The sequence below is a fragment of the Pseudomonas mendocina genome (genome assembly GCF_900636545.1).
GTDB lineage: Bacteria > Pseudomonadota > Gammaproteobacteria > Pseudomonadales > Pseudomonadaceae > Aquipseudomonas > Aquipseudomonas mendocina.
In genome coordinates, this window is sequence record NZ_LR134290.1 from 243,834 (window position 1) to 265,913 (window position 22,080).

The window sequence follows — 22,080 nt, forward strand, 5'->3', positions numbered from 1 at the left end:
CGTCCACCCTCCGTGCTGCTGGTAGGACCAGTTTCTTTCGTCAGCCTTTCACACAAAACTTGGCAAAGTGCTTATCCTCATGGGCTTTGATCATAGCTTCCGGATGTGACGTGCATGCTCGCGTCAGCTGGTACGACCAGTTGTAGGGAGGGTTGAAATGGACACGAATCAGGGCGCTGCAAGACGTCAGGTCAGTGACGTGGTGGCCGAGCGCATCGAGCGGCTGATCGTCGATGGCGTACTCAAGGTGGGCCAGCCGCTGCCATCGGAGCGGCGCCTGTGCGAGAAACTGGGCATTTCCCGCTCGGCGCTGCGCGAGGGACTCAAGGTGCTGCGTGGGCGTGGCATCATCGAGACCGCGCAGGGCCGTGATTCACGGGTGGCCAAGCTCAGCGGCGAGCGCGACGCCAGCCCGCTGATGCACCTGTTCAATTCGCAGCCGCGCACCCTGTATGACCTGCTGGAAGTACGCGGCCTGCTCGAGGGCGAGTCGGCGCGCCTGGCGGCGCTGCGTGGCACCGATGCGGATTTTGTCCTGCTGACCCGGCGTTACGAAGAGATGCTGGCGGCCCACGCGCAGGAGCATCCGGTCGACCCGCGCGAGCACGCACGCCTCGATCATGCCTTCCACCTGGCCATCTGCGAGGCTTCGCACAACCCGGTGCTGGTGCATACCCTGCAGTCGCTGACCGACCTGATGCTCAGCACCGTGTTCGCCTCGGTGAACAACCTCTATCACCGCCCGGCGCAGAAGCGGCAGATCGACCGCCAGCACTCGCGCCTCTACCATGCAGTGATCGAGCGCCTGCCGGAACAGGCCCAGCGCGCCGCGCGCGACCACATCAACAGCATTCGCGACAACCTGCAGGAGATCGAGCAGGAAGAGCAGCGCCTGGTGCGCGCGACCATGCGGTTGGAGGGCTGGGCGTAGGGCGGTGAACCCGCCGGCCATTGGTGGCGGGTTATGCTCGCTCTACATATTTGTGGGAGGGGCTTTAGCCGCGGCCCTCCAGACCCGCTCGCCGCTGAAGCGCCTCCCACGTGGCATGGCCCCTACCTGAAGATGCTGGTGACCACGCCATCTTCCACCACCTGCGCCTCGATCACCTTCTGGCTGCCCAGGTTGCGCACGCGGATGACTTCGCCTTCACGACCATTGGCCAGCGCCTCGCCGGTGGCCGAGGCGGATATGCCATCCTGGCTGGCGACGATGGTCACCTGCTGGCCGCGGCGAATCAGCAGCGGTGCGGTAAGCAGGTTCGGTGCGATCAGCTGGCCGGCGCGCACACGGCGCTTGGCACCCTGGCCGACCACCTCGTCGAAGCTGTTGTAGAAGCCTCTCGGCGCCTTGCCGATGTTCACTTCCTGCAGTTGCAGTTGCTCGGCGCTGATGGTCTGGCCGCGCTCGATCACCCGCGCGGCATGTACCACCGGCAGGAACACGCTGGCCTGCACCAGCGCCGTGACGCTCCAGCCGGAAGCATCGGCGCAGCTCACGTCCAGACGCTGGCGTGAGAGGGGGGAGGGATCGTCACTGCTGACCGCCACGCTCAGCGCCTGTGTGCAGACCGGCAGGCGTTCGGCGCTATTGAGCAGGGTGACGTTGAGGCTGTGGCGCTGCCCCTGCCAGGCCTGGCGTTTGGCTTCCTCGGCTAGCTTCTGCTGCATGTGTGTGGCGATGGCCTGGTCGATCTGACCTGCGGCATCTGCCTGTGCGTGTGCCAAATCCACAGTCAGCGCGGAGAAGAGGAAGAGCACCGACGCCAAGGCGGAAAAAGTCTTTCCGCTTTTCCCTTCGGCGATACGTAGATGCGGAAAGAGGGCGACGCGAATATCGCCGTTCGATCTGTTAAATCCCTGATAAATCAATGCAGTACGGCTCTCTTATGGGTTGGGCACGCTTTGTGCTCAAGGCACCTGGGCACAACCTTGGGTGAAGGGTACCGGTGAATGAGTATACGGATTGATGACGTGGTGGGCCTGCATTCGCGTGCGTTGGAACTGCGCATGCAACGCAGCGAAATCCTCGCAGCCAACCTGGCGAACGAAGACACGCCGGGCTTTCTTGCTCGCGATATCGATTTCGCCGGGGAAATGCAGCGGCTCGATCCGCAGCAGGCGTTCGCCGCCAGCAGTGCCGACCTCAAGTACCGCGTGCCGACCCAGCCGTCGCAGGACGGCAACAGCGTCGAGCTGAGTGTGGAACAGGCCGCGTTCTCGAAGAACAGCATGGATTTCCAGACCAGCCTGACCTTCATCAGCATGAAATTCCGCGGCCTGAAACAGGCCATCGAGGGACGCTGACCATGGCTTTCGATTCCATCTACCGCATTGCCGGTTCATCGATGAACGCGCAGACCGTGCGCCTCAATACCGTGGCCAGCAACCTGGCCAACGCCGACTCGGCCGCGGCCAGCGCCGAGGATGTGTACCAGGCGCGCAAGCCGGTTTTCGCCGCCGTCTACAACAACGATCAGCTGACCCGTGGCGTGGGCATGGGCGGCGCCCATGTGCAGGTGCTCGATGTGGTCACCGCCGGTCGCGAGCCTGTGCGCCGTTACGAGCCGGACAACCCGCTGGCCGATGACAAGGGCTACGTGTTCTACGCCGACATCGATCAGATCGAGGAAATGACCGACATGATGTCGGCCACCCGCAGCTTCGAGACCAGCGTCGAAGTGCTCAATCGCCTGAAAAGCATGCAGCAGGGCCTGCTCAAGCTCGGAGAATCCTGATGGCCGCGGTCAGCAACAACAGCCAGAACAATCCCGCCTACAGCATCGACGAGGCGGTCAAGCAGTCGGTCAACGTCAGTGATGCGACCCAGCTGGAAAACAACTTCCTCACCCTGATGGTCGCGCAGATCCAGAACCAGGACCCGACCAAGCCGGTGGACAGCACCGAGTTCCTCAACCAGTTCGCTGCCATGAGCCAGGTCAAGAGCCTGGAGAACATGGCCTCGCTGAGCAAGAGCAACCTGGTGCTGCTGGATAACCTGCAGACCCTCACCGCCGCTGGTCTGGTCGGTCAGGAAGTGAAGGTCGCCACCGAGCAGCTGGAGCTGGGCACGGACAAGGTCAAGGGCGAGCTCAATCTCGAACACGCCGCCGGCAAGCTGGCCCTGGTGGTGACCGACAGCAACGGCGTGAAGAAGGAAATCGACCTGGGCTCCCAGTCGCCGGGTCGCGTGCCCTTCGAGCTGGACCCCGCGGCCCTTGGTCTGGCGCCGGGCAGCTATAAGGTCGAGGTCAAGAGCGACAGTGGCGAGTACCCCAAGGTCGAGGTGGCCGGCCGTGTCACCCAGGTACGCGTCAGCGCCGAGGGGCCGGTGCTGGAAGTCGTCGGCATCGGCTCAGTGCCCTTCTACAACATCACCGAATTCGGCCAGGCGCAGACCGCCGGTCTGCTCTGAATCCACCCAGTCGTTCAATTCAAAGGTCCAGTCGCCATGAGTTTCAATATCGCCATGACCGGCCTCAGCGCCGTCAACGAACAGCTCAATACCATCAGCCACAACATCGCCAACGCCGGTACCACCGGCTTCAAGTCCTCGCGCACCGAGTTCGGCAGCATCTACGCCGACAGCCAGGCGATGGGCGTGGAAGTGCTGGCGACCACCCAGAGCATCAGTCAGGGCGGCTCCCTGGTGACCACCGGGCGCAGTCTCGACCTGGCCATTTCCGGCGGCGGCTTCTTCGTCACCCGCGGTGGCAATGGTGATGTCAGCTACACCCGTGCCGGTGTCTTCGGCGCCGATAAGGACAACAACATCGTCAACGCAGCCGGACAGACCCTGCAGGGTTACCCGGTGGATGCCGCCGGCAACCTGCAGGTAGGTGCCATGGGCGACCTGCAGCTGCAGACCGCCAACCTGCCGGCCCGCGCCACCGACACGCTGGCCTTCGTCATGAACCTGGACTCCAACCAGACCGTACCGGCTACCGCGCCATTCGATCCGGCTGATGTGAACACCTACAACTCCACCTACACCACCAAGATTTTCGACTCCCAGGGCAAGGAACACACCCTGACCCAGTACTTCGTCAAGACCGGCGACAACGCCTGGGATGTCCGCTATTACCAGGGCAACACCGCTGTCGGCGGCCCGCAGGCGCTGACCTTCGGCACCAACGGCACGCTCACTGCGCCGGCCGGCCCGGTCAACGTCGGCTTCGCCCTGCCCGGTGTCGACCCGATGGCCATCGCCATCGACTACAGCAACTCCAGCCAGTACGGCTCCGACTTCGTCGTCACCACCAACCGTGCCAGTGGTTATGCAGCGGGTGAGCAGACCGGCCTCTCGGTAGAGAAGGACGGCATGGTTTACGCCAACTACAGCAACGGCCAGCGCATGCTGCAGGGCCAGGTGGCGCTGGCTACCTTCGCCAATGCCGGCGGGCTGAAGAACGTCAGCGGCACCGCCTGGGTGGAAACCGCCGATTCCGGCGCGGCCCTGATCGGTGTACCCGGTGTCGGCCCATTCGGCGCCCTGGTGGCTGGCTCGCTGGAGAACTCCAACGTCGATCTGACCCAGCAGCTGGTCGGCCTGATGGAGGGCCAGCGCAACTACCAGGCCAACACCAAGGTGCTGACCACCAACAAGGAACTCACCCAAGTGCTGTTCGGCGCGATCTGAGGCTGACCCATGGACCGTCTCGGTTACACCGCAATGACCGCTGCCAGTCGCACCATGAGCTCGCTCACGGTACGCGCCAACAACCTGGCCAACGTCAACACGCCCGGCTTCCGGGCCGACCTGGAGCAGGCCCAGGCCGTGGCCGTCGAGGGTTACGGCTACGACAGCCGGCACCTGGCGCGGGTCAAGAACAACGGCGTCAACCTGGCGCCCGGCGAGCTGATGGCCACCGGTCGTGACCTCGACGTGGCGATCCAGGGCCGTGGTCTGTTCGCCGTCGAAGGCGATGACGGCGCCGAGCGCTACACCCGCAACGGTGCGCTGCAGGTCGATGCCGAGCTGCGCCTGACCCTCAATGGCCGCGCCGTGCTGGGCGAGGGTGGCCCCATTGTGCTGCCCGAGTACGACAGCCTGCACATCGGCCGTGACGGCACCGTTTCGGTGATCCCGCGTGGCGATTTCGTCACCGCCGAAGTGGATCGCATCCGCGTGGTCGACGTCGACGCCGCCGACCTGACCAAGGATGCCAGCGGCCTGCTGACGCGCATCGATGGCCAGCCGGCCGAAGGCCTGGATGCGCCGGTGCTGGCGTCCGGCTACCTGGAAGCCAGCAACGTCGGTGCCATCGATCAGCTGGTGGCGACCATGAGCCTGAACCGCCTGTTCGAAACCCAGGTGAAGATGATGAAGGCTGCCGAAGACCTGTCCGATGCCGGCAACCGGATGATCCGCGGCGGTTGAGCATTCCGATTGTAGGGTGACCGAACACGACGAGTAGCCCGGATGCAATCCGGGAACGATTTCCCCGGATTGCATCCGGGCTACAGGTAACAGGAGACACGATATGAGTTCCGCACTTTGGGTCAGCAAGACCGGTCTGGCCGCCCAGGACAAGGCCATGAGCGCCGTGGCCAACAACCTGGCCAACGTCAATACCAACGGTTTCAAGAGCGACCGCGTGGTGTTCGAGGACCTGTTCTACGCCATCGAACTGCAGCCTGGCGCGCAGGCCGACGAGGTCAACACCGTGCCGTCGGGCATCCAGCTCGGCAGTGGCGTGCGCGTAGCCGGTACGCAGAAAGTGTTCACCGAAGGCAGCATCCAGACCACCGGCCAGCCGATGGACCTGGCGATCATCGGCGCCGGTTTCTTCCAAGTGGAAGCGCCCAACGGCGATATCTACTACACCGAGAACGGCCAGCTGCAGCTCAACGCCGAAGGCATGATCGTCAACTCCCAGGGCCTGCCACTGACCCCGGCCATCGAAGTGCCGGCCGGTAGCAGCCGCTTCACTGTGGGCAGCGACGGCATCGTCACCGCCGTACTGGCCGGCGACACCCTGCCTTCGGAGCTGGGCCAGATCACCCTGGTCAACTTCACCAACCCGGGCGGCCTTGAGGCGCTCGGTGGCAACCTCTACCGCGAAACCGTGGCCAGCGGCGAGCCGGTCGAGGGCGTACCGGGCGCCGATGGCCTGGGCAACCTCAAGCAGGGCGTGCTGGAAGGCTCCAACGTGCAGGTGGTCGAGGCCATGGTGGCGATGATCTCCATCCAGCGTGCCTACGAGGCCAACGCCAAGGTGCTCGATGCCGCGTCGGGCATGCAGCAGTTCCTCAACCAGACCGTGTGATCGCCATGACCCGCCTGCTCCCGCTCGCTCTGCTTCTGCTCCTCGGCGGCTGCGCCAGCTTCAACGAGATGCTGCCCGACGAGGACTCCAGCCACTACGAGCCGCTGGCACTGGACTACAGCGTGCCACCGACCACCGGCGGCGGCCTGTTTCGCAGTGGCTACAGCGGCTCGCTGATCGGCGACAAGCGCGCAGTACGGGTCGGCGACATCCTCACCGTGGTGCTCGACGAGTCCACCCAGTCGAGCAAGAGCGCCGGCACCAGCTTCGGCAAGACCGCCAATGCTGCCATCGGTATTCCGACGGTGCTGGGCAAGACCTACGACCGCCTGGAAAGCTCCGCCTCGGCCGAGCGCGATTTCAATGGTTCGGCGCGCAGCTCGCAGCAGAACACCTTGCGCGGCTCCATCGCCGTGACCGTGCATCAGGTGCTGCCCAACGGCACCCTGCTGATCAAGGGTGAGAAGGCCCTGCGCCTGAACCAGGGCGACGAGTACATCCGCCTGGTCGGCCTGGTGCGCATGGACGACATCAACCGTGCCAACCAGGTGTCCTCGCAGAACGTGGCCAACGCACGGATTTCCTATGCAGGCCGTGGCGTGCTCAATGACAGCAACTCGGCAGGCTGGCTGACGCGCTTCTTCACCAGCCCGCTGTTCCCGCTCTGAGGCCTGGATCATGATCAAACGCTCACTCGTCGCCCTGCTCCTGGGCTGGCCACTGTCGACCAAGGCCGTACCGCTGATGGACCTGGTGGATATCGAAGGCATCCGTGGCAACCAGCTGATCGGCTATGGCCTGGTGGTTGGCCTGGACGGCACCGGCGACAAGAACCAGGTGCGCTTCACCAGCCAGTCGGTGGCCAACATGATCAAGCAGTTCGGCATCAATCTGCCGCCGAACGTCGATCCCAAGCTGAAGAACGTCGCCGCGGTGACCGTCACGGCGGAGATTCCGCCGTCCTACAGTCCGGGGCAGAGCGTCGATGTCACCGTCGCCTCGCTGGGCGATGCCAAGAGCCTGCGTGGCGGCCAGTTGCTGATGACGCCTTTGCAGGGTGTCGATGGCGAAACCTATGCCCTGGCCCAGGGCGCCGTGGTCGTCGGCGGCCTCAATGCCACCGGGCAGAGCGGCTCCAGCGTGGCGATCAACTCCGCCAACAGCGGCCGCGTGCCCAATGGCGCCACCGTCGAGCGGATGATCCCCAGCGATTTCAGTACCCGTGACGAGGTCATGCTCAACCTGCGCCAGCCCAGCTTCCAGACCGCTGCCAAGGTAGTCGAGGCGGTCAACGGCCGCTTCGGCAGCGGCACTGCCAGCGCCCTGAATTCGACCAAGATCGCCATCCGCGCGCCGATTACCAGCACCCAGCGCATCGGCTTTATGGCCATGTTGGAGGGGCTCGAAGTGGAAGAAGGTCGTGAGCGACCGAAGGTGGTGTTCAACAGCCGCACCGGTACCGTGGTGGTCGGTCAGGGCGTACGGGTCAAGGCTGCTGCCGTGGCCCACGGCACCTTGACCGTGACCATCAGCGAGAACCCGCAGGTCAGCCAGCCCAACGCCTTCTCCGGCGGCCAGACTGCCGTAGTACCGCGCTCCGACGTGGCCGTCAGCCAGGACAAGAACGCCATGTTCAAGTGGCCCGACGGCGCCAGCCTGGACAGCATCATCAACACCGTGAACAGCCTCGGCGCTACCCCGGACGATGTCATGAGCATCCTCCAGGCGCTGGAACAGGCCGGTGCCCTCAACGCTGAACTGATCGTGATCTGAGCCATGAGCATCGTTTCCCTCGCCCAACACATGAACAGCCACCGCGGCAGCGCCGACGGTATCGGCACCGCCCGCGAGCAGCAACTGCAGGCTGCAGCCGAGCAGTTCGAGGCCTTGTTCCTGCAGCAGATCCTCAAGCAGATGCGCAAGGCCAGCGACGTGCTCGCCGAAGGTAACCCGATGCGCAGTCGCGAGATGGACACCATGCGTGACTTCTACGACGAAGTGCTGGCCGAGACCCTGGCCGGGCGCAAGCAGACCGGCATCGCCGACATGCTGGTCAAGCAATTGTCCGGTGCTGGCGATGGCACGGTGGACATGGACGCCGCCGCCGCTGCTGCCCGCTCCGCCGAGCTACCGCAGCGCCCCGGTAGCAGCCTACTGGAGCCGCTGCGCAGCACCTGGCAGCGCGGCATCGACAGCCTCGGCAAGGTCTGGGACAAGGGCTCGGCTGGCTTCGTCGCCCTGGTCGATCGCGTCATCCAGCAGGAGTCGGCCGGTCGCATCGACGCGGTATCGCCCAAGGGCGCGCGCGGCCTCATGCAACTGATGCCGGAAACCGCGCGGGAAATGGCCGCCGAGCTCGGCCTGCCATTCAGCGAAGCCCGCCTGACAAGCGACGCCGCCTACAACAAGCGCCTGGGCAGTGCCTACCTGGACAAGATGCTGCAGCGTTACGACGGCCACCAGGCGTTGGCGCTGGCGGCCTACAACGCCGGCCCTGGTCGCGTCGACGAGTGGCTCAAGGTCAACGGCGACCCGCGCAGCGGCGAGATCGCCACCGGCGCCTGGATCGAGCGCATCCCCTTTCAGGAAACCCGTGACTACACGCGCAAGATTCTTGGCGACCTGGCCAAGACCGAGATGCCGGTCAAGGACGATGCTCAGGCCAGCAGCCCCCTAAGCGCGCAGACCCGCCAGCAACTGGCCAGCGCCCTGAGTGCCGACAGCGGCCTGCTGCTCGGCGCCGTCGCCGGCAAGCAGGCGTTGGCGCGTGATGAATTTAAGTCCACCGCCGATTCCGTCGCTCTGTCCTCTGGAACAGCCCAATTCGCTGCTGACAACGCCCGTGCGCCACGTCTGGCAGCCTTCGCTCAGCCGATGCGCTTCGAGCGACAGGAGAGTTAATTCGTGAGCATCCTCAACCAGATCGCCTATAGCGGTGTGCGTGCCAGCCAGGTGGCCCTGGCCACCACCGGGCAGAACATCGCCAACGTCAAGACGCCGGGCTTCAGCCGCCTGCAGACCATCACCGGGTCGCTGGCCGGGCAGGGTGGACTGAGCGTCGGCGGCGGTGTCGAGGTGATCAGCATTCGCCGCATGACCAACGAATTTCATAACCAGCAGCTGTGGCGCGCGACCACCGAGCAGAACTTCTACAGTGCCTCGCAGCAGTACCTGACCGCGCTGGAAGCGCTGATGTCCGGTACCGGTTCGAGCATCAGCGCGGGCCTCGACCAGTTCTTCGCGGCCTTGAGCGAAGCCAGCGCCACGCCCGGCTCCATCGCCCTGCGCCAGCAGATCATCGGCGAGGCCGGCAACCTGGCGCAGCGCTTCAACGGCCTGAGCAGCAACATCGACGCGCAGGTCAAGGCGCTGCAGGAGCAGCGCACCGCCATGGCCACCGAGATCAACGGCCTGACCGAGAACATCGCGCTGCTGAACAAGAAGATCGTCGAGACCGAGTCGGTCAAGGGTGACAGCACCGCGCTGCGCGACCAGCGCGAGAGCCTGATCGGCCAGCTCACCCAGTTCGCCAAGCTGCGTATCAACGAAACGCCGGACGGCTCGGTCAGCGTCGCCCTGGCCAACGGGCAGCCGCTGGTGGCCGGTGCCACTGCCGGGCAGCTCAAGGTGGCGATGACGGCGAGCGGCGAGCAGGAAGTCAGCCTGGCGTTCGCCGGCACCAGTTTCCCGCTGCGTCAGGATGGTTTCGGCGGTGCCTTCGGCGGCCTCCACGACGTCGAGTACGGCAGCTTGCGGCCGAACCTGGAGGCGCTGCATGACATGGCCAGCCAGCTGGCGCAGATGGTCAACGACGTGCTCGCCACTGGCTTCGACCTCAATGGCAACCCGGGCCAGCCGCTATTCGCCTATGACCCCACCAGCACCACCGCGCTGCTGCGGGTCGAGCCTCTGACCGCCGAGCAATTGGCGCTGTCCTCGGCTGCCGGGGAAACCGGCAACAACGAAGTGCTGCTGAGCCTGCTCGGGCTGAAGAACCAGACCATCACCCTGAACGGTAGCCAGGTGACGCTCAACGATGCCTATGCCGGCCTGCTTGGCCAGGTCGCCAGCAACAGCCGGCAGAATCAGGCCGACCTCAAGTCCGCCACTGCCGTGACCCAGCAGGCCCAGTCGCAACGTGACAGCGTCAGCGCCGTGAGCCTGGACGAGGAGGCGGTCAACCTGATGACCTACCAGCAGGCCTACCAGGCCAACATGAAGGTCATCAGCACCGCCAACCAGTTGTTCGACGACATGCTTTCCGCGTTCTGACGCGGTTTCAGAGAGACTCAGCCATGATGCGCATCACCAACTCGCAGATCACCTCGATGATGCACAACTCGATGAACGCCAGTTCCGCCGAGTTGGGCAAGCTGATGCAGCAGATGGCCACCAACAAACGCCTCCTGCTGCCCTCCGACGACCCCATCGCCAGCGTCCGCGTGCTGCGCGTTCAGCGTGAAGAATCGAGCCTGGAACAGTTCCGCAAGAACATCGCCAACGTCTCCGGCAGCCTGTCGACCCAGGAGGCCAATCTCAAGTCGACCTCCGACGCCATGCTCAATGTGCGTGACCTGCTGCTGTGGGCGGCCAACGGTTCCAATACCAGCGAGGACCTGTCCGCCATGGCCGGCGAGCTGTCGATCATCGAGGACACCATCTTCAGCTTCGCCAACGTGCGCGACGAGGAAGGCCGCTATCTGTTCTCCGGGACCCTCAGCGACACCCCGGCGCTGGCTTTCGACACCGCGACCCAGACCTACAGCGTCACCGGCAACGACAAGCACCGTCAGGCCGCCGTGGCCAACGGCGTGCTGGTTGACGAGAACGTCACCGCCGCCAGCATTTTCGGCGCGGGGGTGGGCGTGCTCAACGAGCTGCGTGGCCTGATCAACACCTTGCAGGACCCGGCCCTGGACGCCACCGACCCGGCCGTACGGCAGCAGATCGTCGACACCCTGGGTGCCCTGGATGAGGCGCATGGTCGCGTGATGGGCTCGATCACCGAGCTTGGTGGTCGGCAGAACGCCCTGACCCTGCTGACCGACAGCAACGAGGACGTCTCGCTGGTCAACCAGAAGATCGAGGGCGAACTGTCGCGCCTCGACTATGCCAGCGCCACGATCGACCTCAACGACTACCAACTGGCCCTGGGGGCGACGCAGAAGACCTACCTGAAGATCAACCAGATGTCGCTGTTCAGCCTGCTGTAAGGAGTGGCATTGGTGATCAAGGTCGATACACAGCTGCCGGTCGTCACCGCGCTCGATCCGCAGGCGCGGCGCCCGGTGCAGGGCGAGCAGGCCGTGCAACGCCAGCGCAAGCAGGCGCCCGCTGCCGAGCAGACGGCGCAGCCACGCGGCAAGAGCGCCACCTTCAACCTGCAGCTCAACCAGCAACTGACCTCGATGCAGGCCGCCGACAGCTACCTGGGCGAACTGGCCGGGCGCCTCGGCCAGCTCAAGCTCAGCCTCAGTCGTGAGTTGAGCAATGCCCAGGCCGGTGAACGCGAAGGCCTCAAGCGCGAACTGGAGCAGGTGCGCAAGTTGCTGGACGAGCGCGGCCAGCGCTCCGGCGAGGCGCTGGATGCCGGCTTCAAACTGCGCCTCAACGAGCCGGTGCGCAGTCGTTTCAGCCTGCAGGGCCTGGATTCGATCGCCAGCGTGCAACAGGCCGGCAAGGAAACCCTGCTGTTCAGCGCCGGGCGCAAACTGGCCGAGCCACTGGCCGTGGTGCTCGACGAAGGGCTCAGCGAACAGCAGATCCTGCGTCGTTTCAATGCTGGCCTAGGTCCGGCCGGCATTCGCGCAGAAGTGGATAGCGGTGGAGCGCTCAAGTTCAGCGCCCGCGAAAGCGAGTGGCAGCAGCTCAAGGGCGAGCTGCGTGTGCAGGGCGAAGGCAAGCTGGCGGCCAAGGCCGCAGCGCCTGTGGTCAGCCAGGAAGACCAGTTGCTGCGCCTGCCCGACGCCGCCCGCCTGGACGGTGCCCGTGAACTGCGCCGGGCCCTGGATGAGGTGGTGGCGGCGTTGGACAAGATCGGCTCGTTGCGTGAGCAGCTCAGCCATCGCCAGGATGAAATCCGCGAGTTTCTAGCTCGGCATGCCGAGCAGAACGAGCGCGAGTGGGCGCGGGATTTTGCCGGCGAAGTGTTCAACCTGATGCGTCGCAGCCCCAGCAGCTATGCCGCGGTAACCCAGACCGTCGTCGCCCAGGCCAACATCAGCCGCTCCAGCGTGGTCAGCCTGTTGTCCTGATCGGCGGAATATCGATTCCTCAGCCGTCAGTCGCTTCCCCCTTGTTTCATGGCGACTGGCGGCTTTTTTATCCGAACGCGGCAGACAAGCACGACCAGTCGTCCGCTTCATGACCAGTCGCACAGAATGATGGCGTTTTAACAGCTATCATCGCGCCCTTTCCGCAGCATCTGGGCCGTGCGCCCGTCGAAACTGCCCCCTCGCATTCCAATAAAAACCCCGCATTCAAGGGTTCACCCATCACTGCCGGCGCTCGCCTGCGGTGCATTGCCTCGTCCTCGAATTGGAGTACCGACGTGTTGAAGAAGTACCTGTCTGTCATTCTGCTCGCCTGCACCGCGCTGGTGAGCATGCCCAGCCTGGCGCAGTTGAGCGATTCCGAAGCCATGAACATGGCCGGCCTGCAGCGCTCGCTGACCCAGCGCATGGCCAAGAACTACCTGATGCTCGGTGCCGACGTGCGTGTAGATGTGGCCCAGCGTCAGCTCAAGGAAACCATCGAACGTTTCGATGCCAGCCAGAAGGCCCTGGCTGGTTACGCACCCACTGCCGAGATCAAGGCTGCGCTGGCCAAGGTCGACGCCACCTGGGCTGTTCATCGCCAGCAGGTCGAAGCCAAGCCGGATCACGCCAAGGCCGCGGAAATGCTCGCCACCAGCGAGGAGCTGCTGCAGCAGACGCAGCACGTCAGTGACCTGATGGGTCAGCATCTGGGCGCCATGGGCGCCTCCGTGCACCACACCGGCTGGGCGCGCGTGCAGACCCAGCGCATCGCCATGCTCTACATGGCCAAGTCCTGGCGTGTGCCTGCGCCGGACCTGGACGCCAAGCTGGACAAGGCCGTGAGCGATTTCGAGACCATCCTCAAGGAGCTGGAAGCCCGCGGCACGCCGAACGAGGAAATCGCCAACACCCAGCGTCGCGCCCGCGCCCACTGGGGCTTCACCCTCAAGGGCATCGACCTGCACGCCTCGCAGGACTTCGTGCCGACCGTGATCACCGTCAGCACCGACTCGCTGTTCCGCCAGCTCAACGAGCTGACCCGTCTGTACGCCGGCCTGCAGGCCAAAGAGGCCTGATAGCCGTTCGCCAGTCTGCCTCCTCGGCCGCCTGCTTTTGCGCTATAACCAAGCGCTAGTCGGGCAGAGGTGGCGGGCATGAGCGAAGCAACTGATCAGGCGGTTTACAAGACTCTTCTGGAGTCCACCCGGGCGATTCCTTGGAAGATCGACTGGAAGACCATGACCTTCGCCTACATCGGCCCGCAGATCGAGAGCCTGCTGGGTTGGTCGCAGGCCAGTTGGGTCAGCGCCGAAGACTGGGCGACGCGCATGCACCCGGATGATCGCGACAGGGTGGTGGAGTTCTGCATCTCGCAGTCGCAGAACGGCGTCGATCATGAGGCCGACTACCGCGCACTGACCGCCGCCGGTGACTACGTATGGATTCGCGACGTGGTGCATGTGGTGCGCGACGACAACGGCGAGGTGGATTCGCTGATCGGCTTCATGTTCGACATCAGCGAGCGCAAGAAGACCGAGGAGCAACTGCTGACCCTGCAGAAGCAGCTCGAAGAGTACTCCTACAAGGACGGCCTCACCGGCGTCGCCAACCGGCGCATGTTCGACAGCGTGTTGGCCACCGAATGGGCCAATGCCCAGCGTACCCAGCAGCCGCTGTCGCTGATCCTGCTGGATATCGATCACTTCAAGCAGTTCAACGACCATTATGGCCACGTCCAGGGCGATGATTGCTTGAAGAGCGTCGGCCAGGCGCTGAGCCGCGCGGCCAGCCGGCCACGGGATTTCGTCGGTCGCTTCGGTGGCGAGGAGTTCGTGCTGGTGTTGCCGGAGACCGACGAGGCCGCCGCTCGTCATATCGCCGAGCGCTGCCGCCAGCAGGTGCGTCAGCAGCGCATTCCCCATGAGCGCTCGTCGGTGTCGTCCATGCTTACCATCAGCCTCGGCGTGGGCACTATCGTGCCGGGTGCCCACGACCGCCCGCTGGACTTCCTCAACAGCGTCGACAAGCTGCTCTACCAGGCCAAGCAACGCGGCCGTGACCGCTTGGAAGTGGCCAAGGCGCCCGCTCGCTCGACTCTGGATGGTGCCGCTGATGCCCGAGCTTGAGCAATCGTTAACCCAAGCGTAACGATTGCTCCGCCTGCTTGATTGATGACCCGAGGGTCACGCTCCTAATGTGCCTCCACGACAGCGGAACTCGTGGAGTCCTCAATGACAACAACAATATCCCCACCGCCGCAGTGGTCGCGTCGTCGCGCTGAAAAAGCCCGGCGACTCGATCAGGTGCGCAACCTCGCCGATGGCGTGGTGTTGCCCAGCGACAAGATCGTCGCGGCCCTTGAGGCGCTGATCGCCCCTGGCGACCGCGTGGTGCTCGAAGGCAACAACCAGAAGCAGGCGGACTTTCTCTCCCGCTCGCTGGCCAAGGCCGATCCCGGTCGCCTGCACGATCTGCACATGATCATGCCCAGCGTCAGCCGTGCCGAGCATCTCGATCTGTTCGAACGTGGCATCGCCCGTAAGCTCGACTTCTCCTTCGCTGGGCCGCAGAGCCTGCGCATCGGCCAACTGCTCGAAGACGGGCAGATGGAAGTCGGCGCCATCCACACCTATATCGAACTCTACTCGCGCCTGCTGGTGGATCTGATTCCCAACGTCGCCCTGGTCGCGGGTTTTCAGGCCGACCGCCACGGCAATATCTACACCGGGCCGAGCACCGAGGACACCCCGGCGCTGGTCGAGCCCACCGCGTTTTCCGACGGCATCGTGATCTTCCAGGTCAACGAGATCGTCGACGAGCTGCCCCGTGTGGACATCCCCGCGTCCTGGGTCGACTTCGTGGTGGTGGCGGACAAGCCCTTCTACATCGAGCCGCTGTTCACCCGCGACCCGCGCCATATCAAGCCGGTGCACGTGCTGATGGCGATGATGGCGATCCGCGGCATCTACGAAAAACATAACGTGCAGTCGCTCAACCATGGCATCGGTTTCAACACCGCCGCCATCGAGCTGATCCTGCCGACCTACGGCGAATCGCTGGGCCTGAAGGGCAAGATCTGCCGCAACTGGACGCTCAACCCGCACCCGACGCTGATCCCGGCCATCGAGACCGGCTGGGTGGAAAGCGTGCACTGCTTCGGCACCGAGCTGGGCATGGAGAACTATATCGCCCAGCGCCCGGACGTGTTCTTCACCGGCCGCGACGGCTCGATGCGCTCCAATCGCATGATGTGCCAGCTGGCCGGGCAGTACGCGGTGGACCTGTTTATCGGCGCTACCTTGCAAGTGGATGGTGATGGTCATTCTTCGACGGTTACCCGTGGCCGCCTGGCCGGCTTCGGCGGTGCACCGAACATGGGCCACGACCCGCGTGGCCGCCGCCATAGCACGCCCGCTTGGCTGGACATGGCGACGCCGGGCGGCGAAGGACCGGTGACCCTGCTCGAACGCGGCAAGAAGCTGGTGGTGCAGATGGTCGAGACCTTCCAGGAGGGCGGCAAACCCACCTTCGTCGAGCAGCTCGATGCCGTCGAGGTGGCGAAGAAAGCCGGCATGCCGCTGGCGCCGATCATGATTTACGGCGATGACGTCACCCACCTGCTCACCGAGGAAGGCATCGCCTACCTGTACAAGGCGCGCACCCTGGAAGAGCGCCAGGCGATGATCGCCGCAGTGGCCGGCGTCACCGCCATTGGCCTGCGCCACGACCCGAAAGAAACCGCACGCATGCGCCGCGAAGGGCTGATCGCCCTCCCCGAAGACCTCGGCATCCGCCGTACCGACGCGACCCGCGAACTGCTCGCGGCCAAGAGCATCGCCGAACTGGTCGAGTGGTCGGGCGGCCTGTACAACCCGCCTGCCAAATTCAGGAGCTGGTGATGAATGCACTGACTGCAATTCAGCCCCAGCTTTCGCTCAGCGATTGGCTGGCCGACCTGGCCGTCGATGCGCTGATCGACGAGGCCGACCTGTCGCCCAAGCCGGGCCTGGTCGACCGTCGTGGCAGCGGCGCGCACACCGACCTGCACCTGGGTCTGATGCATGCCTCGGCGCTGGCGTTGTGGCCCAGCTTCAAGGCCATGGCCGAGGCCGCCCAGCAACGCGGCGCTATCGACCTGGCATTGCGTGAGGACGTCGGCCGCATTGGTCGTGAAGGTGAGGTGGAGATGCTGCGCGTCACTGGCGGCGTCAACACCCATCGCGGTGCGATCTGGGCGCTGGGTCTGCTCAGTGCTGCTGCCGCACTCGAACCCCGCGAGTTGGCACCAGAACAGGTCGCGCTGCGCGCCGCACGCCTGGCTCTGCTCAATGACCGCGCTGTACCCGTGACGGGCGACAGCCATGGTGCTCAGGTTTGCCGTCTGTACGGCGTGCATGGCGCCCGCGAGGAAGCGCAGTTGGGCTTCCCGGCGGTGATCCAGCAGGCGCTGCCGCAACTGGCGCGCAGCCGCGCCGCCGGGGCAGGCGAGCAGAACGCTCGCCTCGATGCGCTGCTGGCGATCATGACCCAATTGGCCGACACCTGCGTACTCTACCGCGCCGGCATGGCCGGGCTGGTCAGCATGCAGAGCGGTGCCCGCGCGGTGCTCGCCGCCGGCGGCTGCGCCAGCCTCGACGGCCGTCGCCATTTGCGCGAACTCGAACGCGACATGCTGCGCCTGCGCGCCTCGCCTGGCGGCGCTGCCGATCTGCTCGCCGCCACCCTGTTCCTCGACCGCCTGCAGCATGGCCTGCCGGCGCAGCTTGGGAGTCTGTGAAATGGAAACCCTGTCTTTTCAATTCCCCGCCGGGCAACCGGCCCAGGGTCGCGCGCTGGTGGGTTGCGTCGGTTCCGGCGACCTGGAAGTGCTGTTCGAACCCGGTCAGGCCGGCACCCTGGCGATCGAAGTGGTCACCTCGGTCAATGGCAGTGCGTCGCGCTGGCAGCTTTTGTTCGAGCGCATGTTTCGCGAGCAGCAACTGCCTGCACTGAACATCGCGATTCATGATTTCGGCGCCACGCCCGGCGTGGTGCGCCTGCGCCTGGAACAGGGCCTGGAGGAACTCAACCATGGCTGAGCAGAATATCCAACGCCTGCTGGCGCAGCGCAGCTTTACCGAACTCGGTGCCCGCGAGCGGGCCCGCGCATTGCTCGATGGCGGCAGCTTCCGCGAGCTGCTCGACCCCTTTGCCCGGCTGATGTCGCCCTGGCTGCCCAAGCAGGGCATCGTGCCCCAGGCCGATGACGGCGTGGTGGTGGCCAAGGGGCTGATCGATGGCCAGCCAGCGGTGGTGATCGCCATCGAAGGTGCTTTCCAGGGCGGCAGCCTTGGCGAAGTGGGCGGGGCGAAGATTGCCGGCGCCTTGGAACTCTCGGCCGAAGACAACCGTAACGGCACGCCGACCCGCGCCGTGCTGCTGCTGGAAACCGGCGGCGTGCGCCTGCAGGAAGCCAACCTGGGCCTGGCGGCCATCGCCGAGATCCAGGCTGCCATCGTCGAGCTGCGCCAGTATCAGCCGGTAATCGGCCTGGTTGCTGGTCCAGTTGGCTGCTTTGGCGGCATGTCCATCGCCGCCGGGTTGTGCAGCTACCTGCTGGTGACCCGCGAGGCGCGCCTGGGGCTCAACGGCCCGCAGGTGATCGAGCAGGAAGCCGGGATCGATGAATACGACTCGCGCGACCGCCCCTTTATCTGGAGCCTGACCGGCGGCGAGCAGCGTCACGCCAGCAGCCTGGTCGACGGCTACGTGAGTGATGACGTTGAGGCCATTCGCAGCGAGCTGCATGGGCTGTTCGCCAAGGGCAAACCTGAGCTTGAGCGCAGCCGTCGCCATGCCTGGTTCCTTGAGCGCCTGCGTGACGTCGACACCTCGATCCAGGCTGATGCCGCTGCCGTGCGCAACGCCTACCAGGGAGCATGAACATGACAACTGCACAGGAAAAACGCGGCCTGCACTGGTTCAACGCCTTGGCCGGCAATGCTCAGTCGATCCCCGGACTGCCGGCCTCGCTACGCGTGGCCGATGGCGAACTGGCCGGCCAGGCGGTGCGCTATCTGGCGGTGATCGCCGATGCCAACAATCCCTTCCCCCGCGCCCGTAGCGGCGAGGTCGGCTTGCTCGAAGGTTGGGGGTTGGCGCAGGCCGTGGATGAAGCCATCGAGGCGGATCGCGACCAGGCGCACAAGCGCGCGCTGATCGCCATTGTCGACGTGCCGAGCCAGGCCTACGGGCGCCGCGAGGAAGCCTACGGTATTCATCAGGCTCTGGCCGGCGCGGTGGACGCCTATGCCCGTGCCCGCCTGGCCGGCCATGCGGTGATCGGTCTGCTGGTGGGCAAGGCCATGTCCGGCGCCTTCCTCGCCCATGGCTACCAGGCCAACCGCCTGATAGCCCTGCATGACGCCGGGGTGATGGTGCACGCCATGGGCAAGGCCGCCGCCGCGCGCATCACCCTGCGCAGCGTCGACGAGCTGGAGACGCTGGCCGCCAGCGTGCCACCGATGGCCTACGACCTCGACAACTACGCCTCGCTTGGTCTGCTGTCGGAGGTGCTCGACGTGGAGCAGGTGACGCAGCCGACGGCTTCCGATCTGGCCTGCGTGCAGGATGCATTGGGACGCGCCCTGAGCGATATCGCCGCCAGCCCGCGCGATCTGCGTAACCGCCTGGGCGCCGCCAACCGCGCGGCATCCACACAGGTGCGCGAACTGCTGCGTGCGCAGTGGTAGGAGCCGAGCATGCATACCCCCCGTCCACATGATCTGCTCTGGGGCCTGCGTCCCGAGCAACTGCCACAGGAGGCGCCGGCCTGGGCCCGTGCCGCCCTGGGCGGGCATGTGCCGGTGGTGGTGCGCCGTGCGCCGGCCGAGTCCGGCTGGGTCGCGGTGGGTATTCGTGGCGCCGCTCGTGAGCAGCGTTACGCCACCTGGATGCGCCTGAGCGAGATCAGCCGTCTGGTCACCCCACAGGCAGTCGCCCGCGCCGGGCGCTGGCGCAGTCATGCGCAGCCACACTGGCCGGCATTGCGCGCCCTGAGTCTATTGGCACCGCGTCTCGATGCCTTAGGCCTGGCCTGGGGCGTGACCGGCAGCCTGGGCTTCGAGCTGGCCAGCGGCATCAGCGCCGCGCATCCAGACAGCGATCTCGATCTGTCTCTGCGTGCGCCGCGCCACCTGCCGCGCGATTGGGCGCGCACTCTGTGCCGACTGTTGGACGAGGCGCCGGTGCGTATCGATCTGCAATTGGAAACGCCGCATGGCGCCGTGGCGCTACGCGAATGGGCCAGCGAGGCGCCGCGCGTTCTGCTGAAAACCCAGAACGGCCCGCTGCTGGTCAGCGACCCGTGGCAGTTGCAGCAGGTGGCAGCATGAGCGCGCTGTGGGCCTTCCCCGGCCAGGGCGCGCAGCAGCCCGGCATGCTGCAGGCTTTGCCTGACGCGCCAGTGGTGCAGACCTGTATCGAGCAGGCGAGCGTTGCCTTGGGTGAAGATGTGCGCCTGCTGGATTCGGCCGAAGCGTTGCAAAACACCCGTGCCGTGCAGCTCTGCCTGCTGATCGCCGGCGTAGCGGCGGCGCGTGTGCTGAGCGAGCGCGGCCATCGTCCGGATATGGTCGCCGGGCTTTCCATCGGTGCCTATGCCGCTGCCGTGGTGGCCGGCGCGCTGGACTTCGCCGACGCCGTGCGCCTGGTCGCCTTGCGTGGCGAGCTGATGCAGCGCGCCTATCCCGATGGCTACGGCATGACCGCCATCCTCGGCCTTGACCAGGACAGCGTCGAGCGCCTGCTGGCCGACGCCGAGGGTCCGGTGTACCTGGCCAATATCAATGCCGAAACCCAACTGGTGATCGCTGGTAGCGATGCTGCCATGGCCAAGGTGGCCGAACGCGCCCGGGCGCAGGGTGCCGGTTGTGCCAGGCGCCTGGCGATGAGCGTGCCGTCGCACTGCGAGTTGCTCGATACACCGGCTCGCGAGCTGGCTGCTGCGTTCGCCAAGGTCGAGATGCGCACGCCGCAGGTGCGCTACCTGAGCAGCAGCTCGGCGCGCCTGATCCGTGACCCCGGAACCCTGCGTGATGACCTGGCCATGAACATGAGCCGCGTCGTCGACTGGCAGGCCACGCTCGTCACCGCTTATGAGCGTGGCGTGCGCCTGCACCTGGAACTGCCTCCAGGCAGCGTACTGACCGGCCTCGCCCGGCGTGTCTTCGACGCGGGTCAAGCCATCGCCTTCAGCGGTGCCCGTCTGGATACACTCGACGCCATGTTGCGTCAGGAGGTAAGCCGCGACCGCTGAGCCGTAGCGTTTACCGAAGCACAAAAACAACAACTTCGATACGTAAGACGAGGACAACAACAATGATCATCTACGGTGTCGCCTTCCTGGCGTTTTGCACCCTGGCAGGCATCTTCATCGGTGAACTGCTAGGCAAACTCATCGGCGTGCCCGCCAACGTCGGGGGTGTCGGTATCGCCATGATGCTGCTGATCTTCCTCGGCAGTTACCTGAACAAGCGCGGCCTGTTCACCGGCAAGTCGGAGCAGGGCGTGGAGTTCTGGAGCGCCATCTACATTCCCATCGTGGTCGCCATGGCCGCCCAGCAGAACGTCTACGGCGCCCTCAAAGGCGGCCCGATGGCGATTCTCGCTGGCACCGCTGCCGTCGCTATCGGTTTTGCGCTGGTCCCCGCACTGAGCCGCATCGGGCAAAAGCAGCCTGAAACCGACGTTGCCCCCTCCCTGAACAAAGCGCCACGGTGATTGCCATGTACGAATCTTTGATGAAGGTCATTACCGGCTACGGCCTGCTCAGCGGCTTCGCCATCGTCGGCATCACCATGTGGGTGTCGTACTGGATTTCCGACAAGTTCACCAAGGGCCGCCTGCACGGCTCGGCCATCGCCATCCTGCTCGGCCTGCTGCTGTCCTATATCGGTGGCGCCTACACCGGCGGCCAGAAAGGCCTGGTGGATATTCCGCTGTTCGCCGGCATCGGCCTGCTCGGTGGTGCCATGCTGCGTGACTTCGCCATCGTCGCCACCGGTTTTGGGGTCAGTACCGAAGAACTCAAGCGTGCCGGTCTCGCCGGGGTGCTGGCGCTGTTTGTCGGCGTCTTCGCCTCTTTCGTGGCGGGTGTCGGAGTGGCCATGGCGTTCGGCTACACCGACGTGGTCAGCCTGACCACCATCGGCACCGGCGCGGTGACCTATATCGTCGGACCGGTGACTGGCGCAGCGATCGGCGCGAGCTCCGACGTGATGGCCCTGTCGATTGCCGCTGGTCTGATCAAGGCGATTCTGGTGATGGTGGCGACGCCCTTCATCGCGCCCTATATCGGTCTGAACAATCCGCGCAGCGCGGTGATCTTCGGCGGTCTGATGGGCACCTCCAGCGGCGTGGCCGGAGGCCTGGCGGCAACCGATCCCAAGCTGGTGCCATACGGTTGCCTCACCGCGGCGTTCTACACCGCACTGGGCTGCCTGCTCGGCCCATCGCTGCTCTACTTTCTGATGCGAGGCCTTCTAGGCTGACCTTTGCCCGCCGTCATGGCGGGCTTT

At 65.2% G+C, this 22,080-nt stretch carries 25 protein-coding genes; 24 read left to right on the plus strand and 1 reads right to left on the minus strand.

What is annotated here, in order from left to right; all coding sequences use genetic code 11:
* Positions 1 to 157 precede the first annotated feature (157 nt).
* On the plus strand, positions 158 to 931 hold the full coding sequence (gene glcC / locus EL191_RS01140; protein ID WP_013713373.1) for a transcriptional regulator GlcC: 774 nt from the start codon (positions 158 to 160) through the stop codon (positions 929 to 931).
* Positions 932 to 1,053: 122 nt separating this feature from the next.
* Here glcC and flgA read toward each other — a convergent pair whose 3' ends face one another.
* Positions 1,054 to 1,758: a flagellar basal body P-ring formation chaperone FlgA gene (gene flgA, locus EL191_RS01145; RefSeq protein WP_041975931.1), complete on the minus strand. Its 705-nt coding sequence runs from the start codon at positions 1,756 to 1,758 to the stop codon at positions 1,054 to 1,056.
* Between the two features lie 192 nt (positions 1,759 to 1,950).
* Between flgA and flgB the strand changes: the two genes are divergently transcribed.
* The 23 genes from flgB to madM all read left to right on the plus strand — a co-directional run bounded on the left by flgB (position 1,951) and on the right by madM (position 22,053).
* Positions 1,951 to 2,304, plus strand: coding sequence for a flagellar basal body rod protein FlgB (gene flgB, locus EL191_RS01150; RefSeq protein ID WP_026041920.1), 354 nt, complete (start codon positions 1,951 to 1,953; stop codon positions 2,302 to 2,304).
* A gap of 2 nt (positions 2,305 to 2,306) precedes the next feature.
* On the plus strand, positions 2,307 to 2,735 hold the full coding sequence (gene flgC, locus EL191_RS01155) for a flagellar basal body rod protein FlgC (protein WP_013713376.1): 429 nt from the start codon (positions 2,307 to 2,309) through the stop codon (positions 2,733 to 2,735).
* A complete protein-coding gene (gene flgD, locus EL191_RS01160; protein WP_013713377.1) occupies positions 2,735 to 3,412 on the plus strand; it encodes a flagellar hook assembly protein FlgD in 678 nt (225 codons plus the stop codon). Before flgC ends, flgD begins: the two co-directional genes overlap by 1 nt.
* A gap of 36 nt (positions 3,413 to 3,448) precedes the next feature.
* Positions 3,449 to 4,636 (plus strand): flagellar hook protein FlgE, encoded by a 1,188-nt coding sequence (gene flgE / locus EL191_RS01165; protein WP_041975933.1) that lies wholly within the window; start codon positions 3,449 to 3,451, stop codon positions 4,634 to 4,636.
* A 9-nt stretch (positions 4,637 to 4,645) separates the two neighbouring features.
* Positions 4,646 to 5,377 carry a flagellar basal body rod protein FlgF gene (locus tag EL191_RS01170; RefSeq protein ID WP_013713379.1) on the plus strand — a complete coding sequence of 244 codons (732 nt, stop codon included), beginning with the start codon at positions 4,646 to 4,648 and terminating at the stop codon, positions 5,375 to 5,377.
* A 103-nt stretch (positions 5,378 to 5,480) separates the two neighbouring features.
* On the plus strand, positions 5,481 to 6,266 hold the full coding sequence (gene flgG, locus EL191_RS01175; RefSeq protein WP_013713380.1) for a flagellar basal-body rod protein FlgG: 786 nt from the start codon (positions 5,481 to 5,483) through the stop codon (positions 6,264 to 6,266).
* A gap of 5 nt (positions 6,267 to 6,271) precedes the next feature.
* Positions 6,272 to 6,934, plus strand: coding sequence for a flagellar basal body L-ring protein FlgH (gene flgH / locus EL191_RS01180; protein ID WP_026041921.1), 663 nt, complete (start codon positions 6,272 to 6,274; stop codon positions 6,932 to 6,934).
* Between the two features lie 10 nt (positions 6,935 to 6,944).
* Positions 6,945 to 8,039, plus strand: coding sequence for a flagellar basal body P-ring protein FlgI (locus tag EL191_RS01185; RefSeq protein ID WP_013713382.1), 1,095 nt, complete (start codon positions 6,945 to 6,947; stop codon positions 8,037 to 8,039).
* A gap of 3 nt (positions 8,040 to 8,042) precedes the next feature.
* Positions 8,043 to 9,167: a lytic transglycosylase domain-containing protein gene (locus EL191_RS01190; RefSeq protein WP_041975935.1), complete on the plus strand. Its 1,125-nt coding sequence runs from the start codon at positions 8,043 to 8,045 to the stop codon at positions 9,165 to 9,167.
* Positions 9,168 to 9,170: 3 nt separating this feature from the next.
* Complete coding sequence (gene flgK, locus EL191_RS01195) at positions 9,171 to 10,538, plus strand: flagellar hook-associated protein FlgK (RefSeq protein ID WP_013713384.1); 1,368 nt, start codon at positions 9,171 to 9,173, stop codon at positions 10,536 to 10,538.
* Positions 10,539 to 10,561: 23 nt separating this feature from the next.
* Complete coding sequence (gene flgL, locus EL191_RS01200) at positions 10,562 to 11,479, plus strand: flagellar hook-associated protein FlgL (protein ID WP_013713385.1); 918 nt, start codon at positions 10,562 to 10,564, stop codon at positions 11,477 to 11,479.
* A 9-nt stretch (positions 11,480 to 11,488) separates the two neighbouring features.
* On the plus strand, positions 11,489 to 12,520 hold the full coding sequence (locus EL191_RS01205; protein ID WP_013713386.1) for a hypothetical protein: 1,032 nt from the start codon (positions 11,489 to 11,491) through the stop codon (positions 12,518 to 12,520).
* Between the two features lie 296 nt (positions 12,521 to 12,816).
* Positions 12,817 to 13,599, plus strand: coding sequence for a type IV pili methyl-accepting chemotaxis transducer N-terminal domain-containing protein (locus EL191_RS01210; protein ID WP_013713387.1), 783 nt, complete (start codon positions 12,817 to 12,819; stop codon positions 13,597 to 13,599).
* Between the two features lie 78 nt (positions 13,600 to 13,677).
* Positions 13,678 to 14,649 carry a GGDEF domain-containing protein gene (locus tag EL191_RS01215; protein ID WP_041975937.1) on the plus strand — a complete coding sequence of 324 codons (972 nt, stop codon included), beginning with the start codon at positions 13,678 to 13,680 and terminating at the stop codon, positions 14,647 to 14,649.
* 105 nt (positions 14,650 to 14,754) lie between these two features.
* Positions 14,755 to 16,422, plus strand: a complete 1,668-nt coding sequence (gene mdcA / locus EL191_RS01220; protein ID WP_041975939.1) for a malonate decarboxylase subunit alpha — start codon at positions 14,755 to 14,757, stop codon at positions 16,420 to 16,422.
* The gene (locus tag EL191_RS01225) at positions 16,422 to 17,300 is read left to right on the plus strand and encodes a triphosphoribosyl-dephospho-CoA synthase (RefSeq protein ID WP_041975941.1); all 879 of its coding nucleotides are present in this window, start codon (positions 16,422 to 16,424) and stop codon (positions 17,298 to 17,300) included. Before mdcA ends, EL191_RS01225 begins: the two co-directional genes overlap by 1 nt.
* 1 nt (position 17,301) lies before the next feature.
* Complete coding sequence (locus EL191_RS01230) at positions 17,302 to 17,601, plus strand: malonate decarboxylase subunit delta (RefSeq protein ID WP_013713391.1); 300 nt, start codon at positions 17,302 to 17,304, stop codon at positions 17,599 to 17,601.
* A complete protein-coding gene (locus EL191_RS01235; protein WP_041975943.1) occupies positions 17,594 to 18,445 on the plus strand; it encodes a biotin-independent malonate decarboxylase subunit beta in 852 nt (283 codons plus the stop codon). The genes EL191_RS01230 and EL191_RS01235 overlap by 8 nt, the downstream gene beginning before the upstream one ends.
* Positions 18,446 to 18,447: 2 nt before the next feature.
* Complete coding sequence (gene mdcE, locus EL191_RS01240; RefSeq protein ID WP_017361160.1) at positions 18,448 to 19,254, plus strand: biotin-independent malonate decarboxylase subunit gamma; 807 nt, start codon at positions 18,448 to 18,450, stop codon at positions 19,252 to 19,254.
* 9 nt (positions 19,255 to 19,263) lie between these two features.
* On the plus strand, positions 19,264 to 19,896 hold the full coding sequence (locus EL191_RS01245) for a malonate decarboxylase holo-ACP synthase (protein WP_041975945.1): 633 nt from the start codon (positions 19,264 to 19,266) through the stop codon (positions 19,894 to 19,896).
* On the plus strand, positions 19,893 to 20,819 hold the full coding sequence (mdcH, locus tag EL191_RS01250) for a malonate decarboxylase subunit epsilon (protein ID WP_041975947.1): 927 nt from the start codon (positions 19,893 to 19,895) through the stop codon (positions 20,817 to 20,819). Before EL191_RS01245 ends, mdcH begins: the two co-directional genes overlap by 4 nt.
* Positions 20,820 to 20,881: 62 nt before the next feature.
* The gene (gene madL, locus EL191_RS01255) at positions 20,882 to 21,283 is read left to right on the plus strand and encodes a malonate transporter subunit MadL (protein WP_013713396.1); all 402 of its coding nucleotides are present in this window, start codon (positions 20,882 to 20,884) and stop codon (positions 21,281 to 21,283) included.
* Positions 21,284 to 21,288: 5 nt separating this feature from the next.
* Complete coding sequence (gene madM, locus EL191_RS01260; RefSeq protein WP_041975949.1) at positions 21,289 to 22,053, plus strand: malonate transporter subunit MadM; 765 nt, start codon at positions 21,289 to 21,291, stop codon at positions 22,051 to 22,053.
* Positions 22,054 to 22,080: the final 27 nt, after the last annotated feature.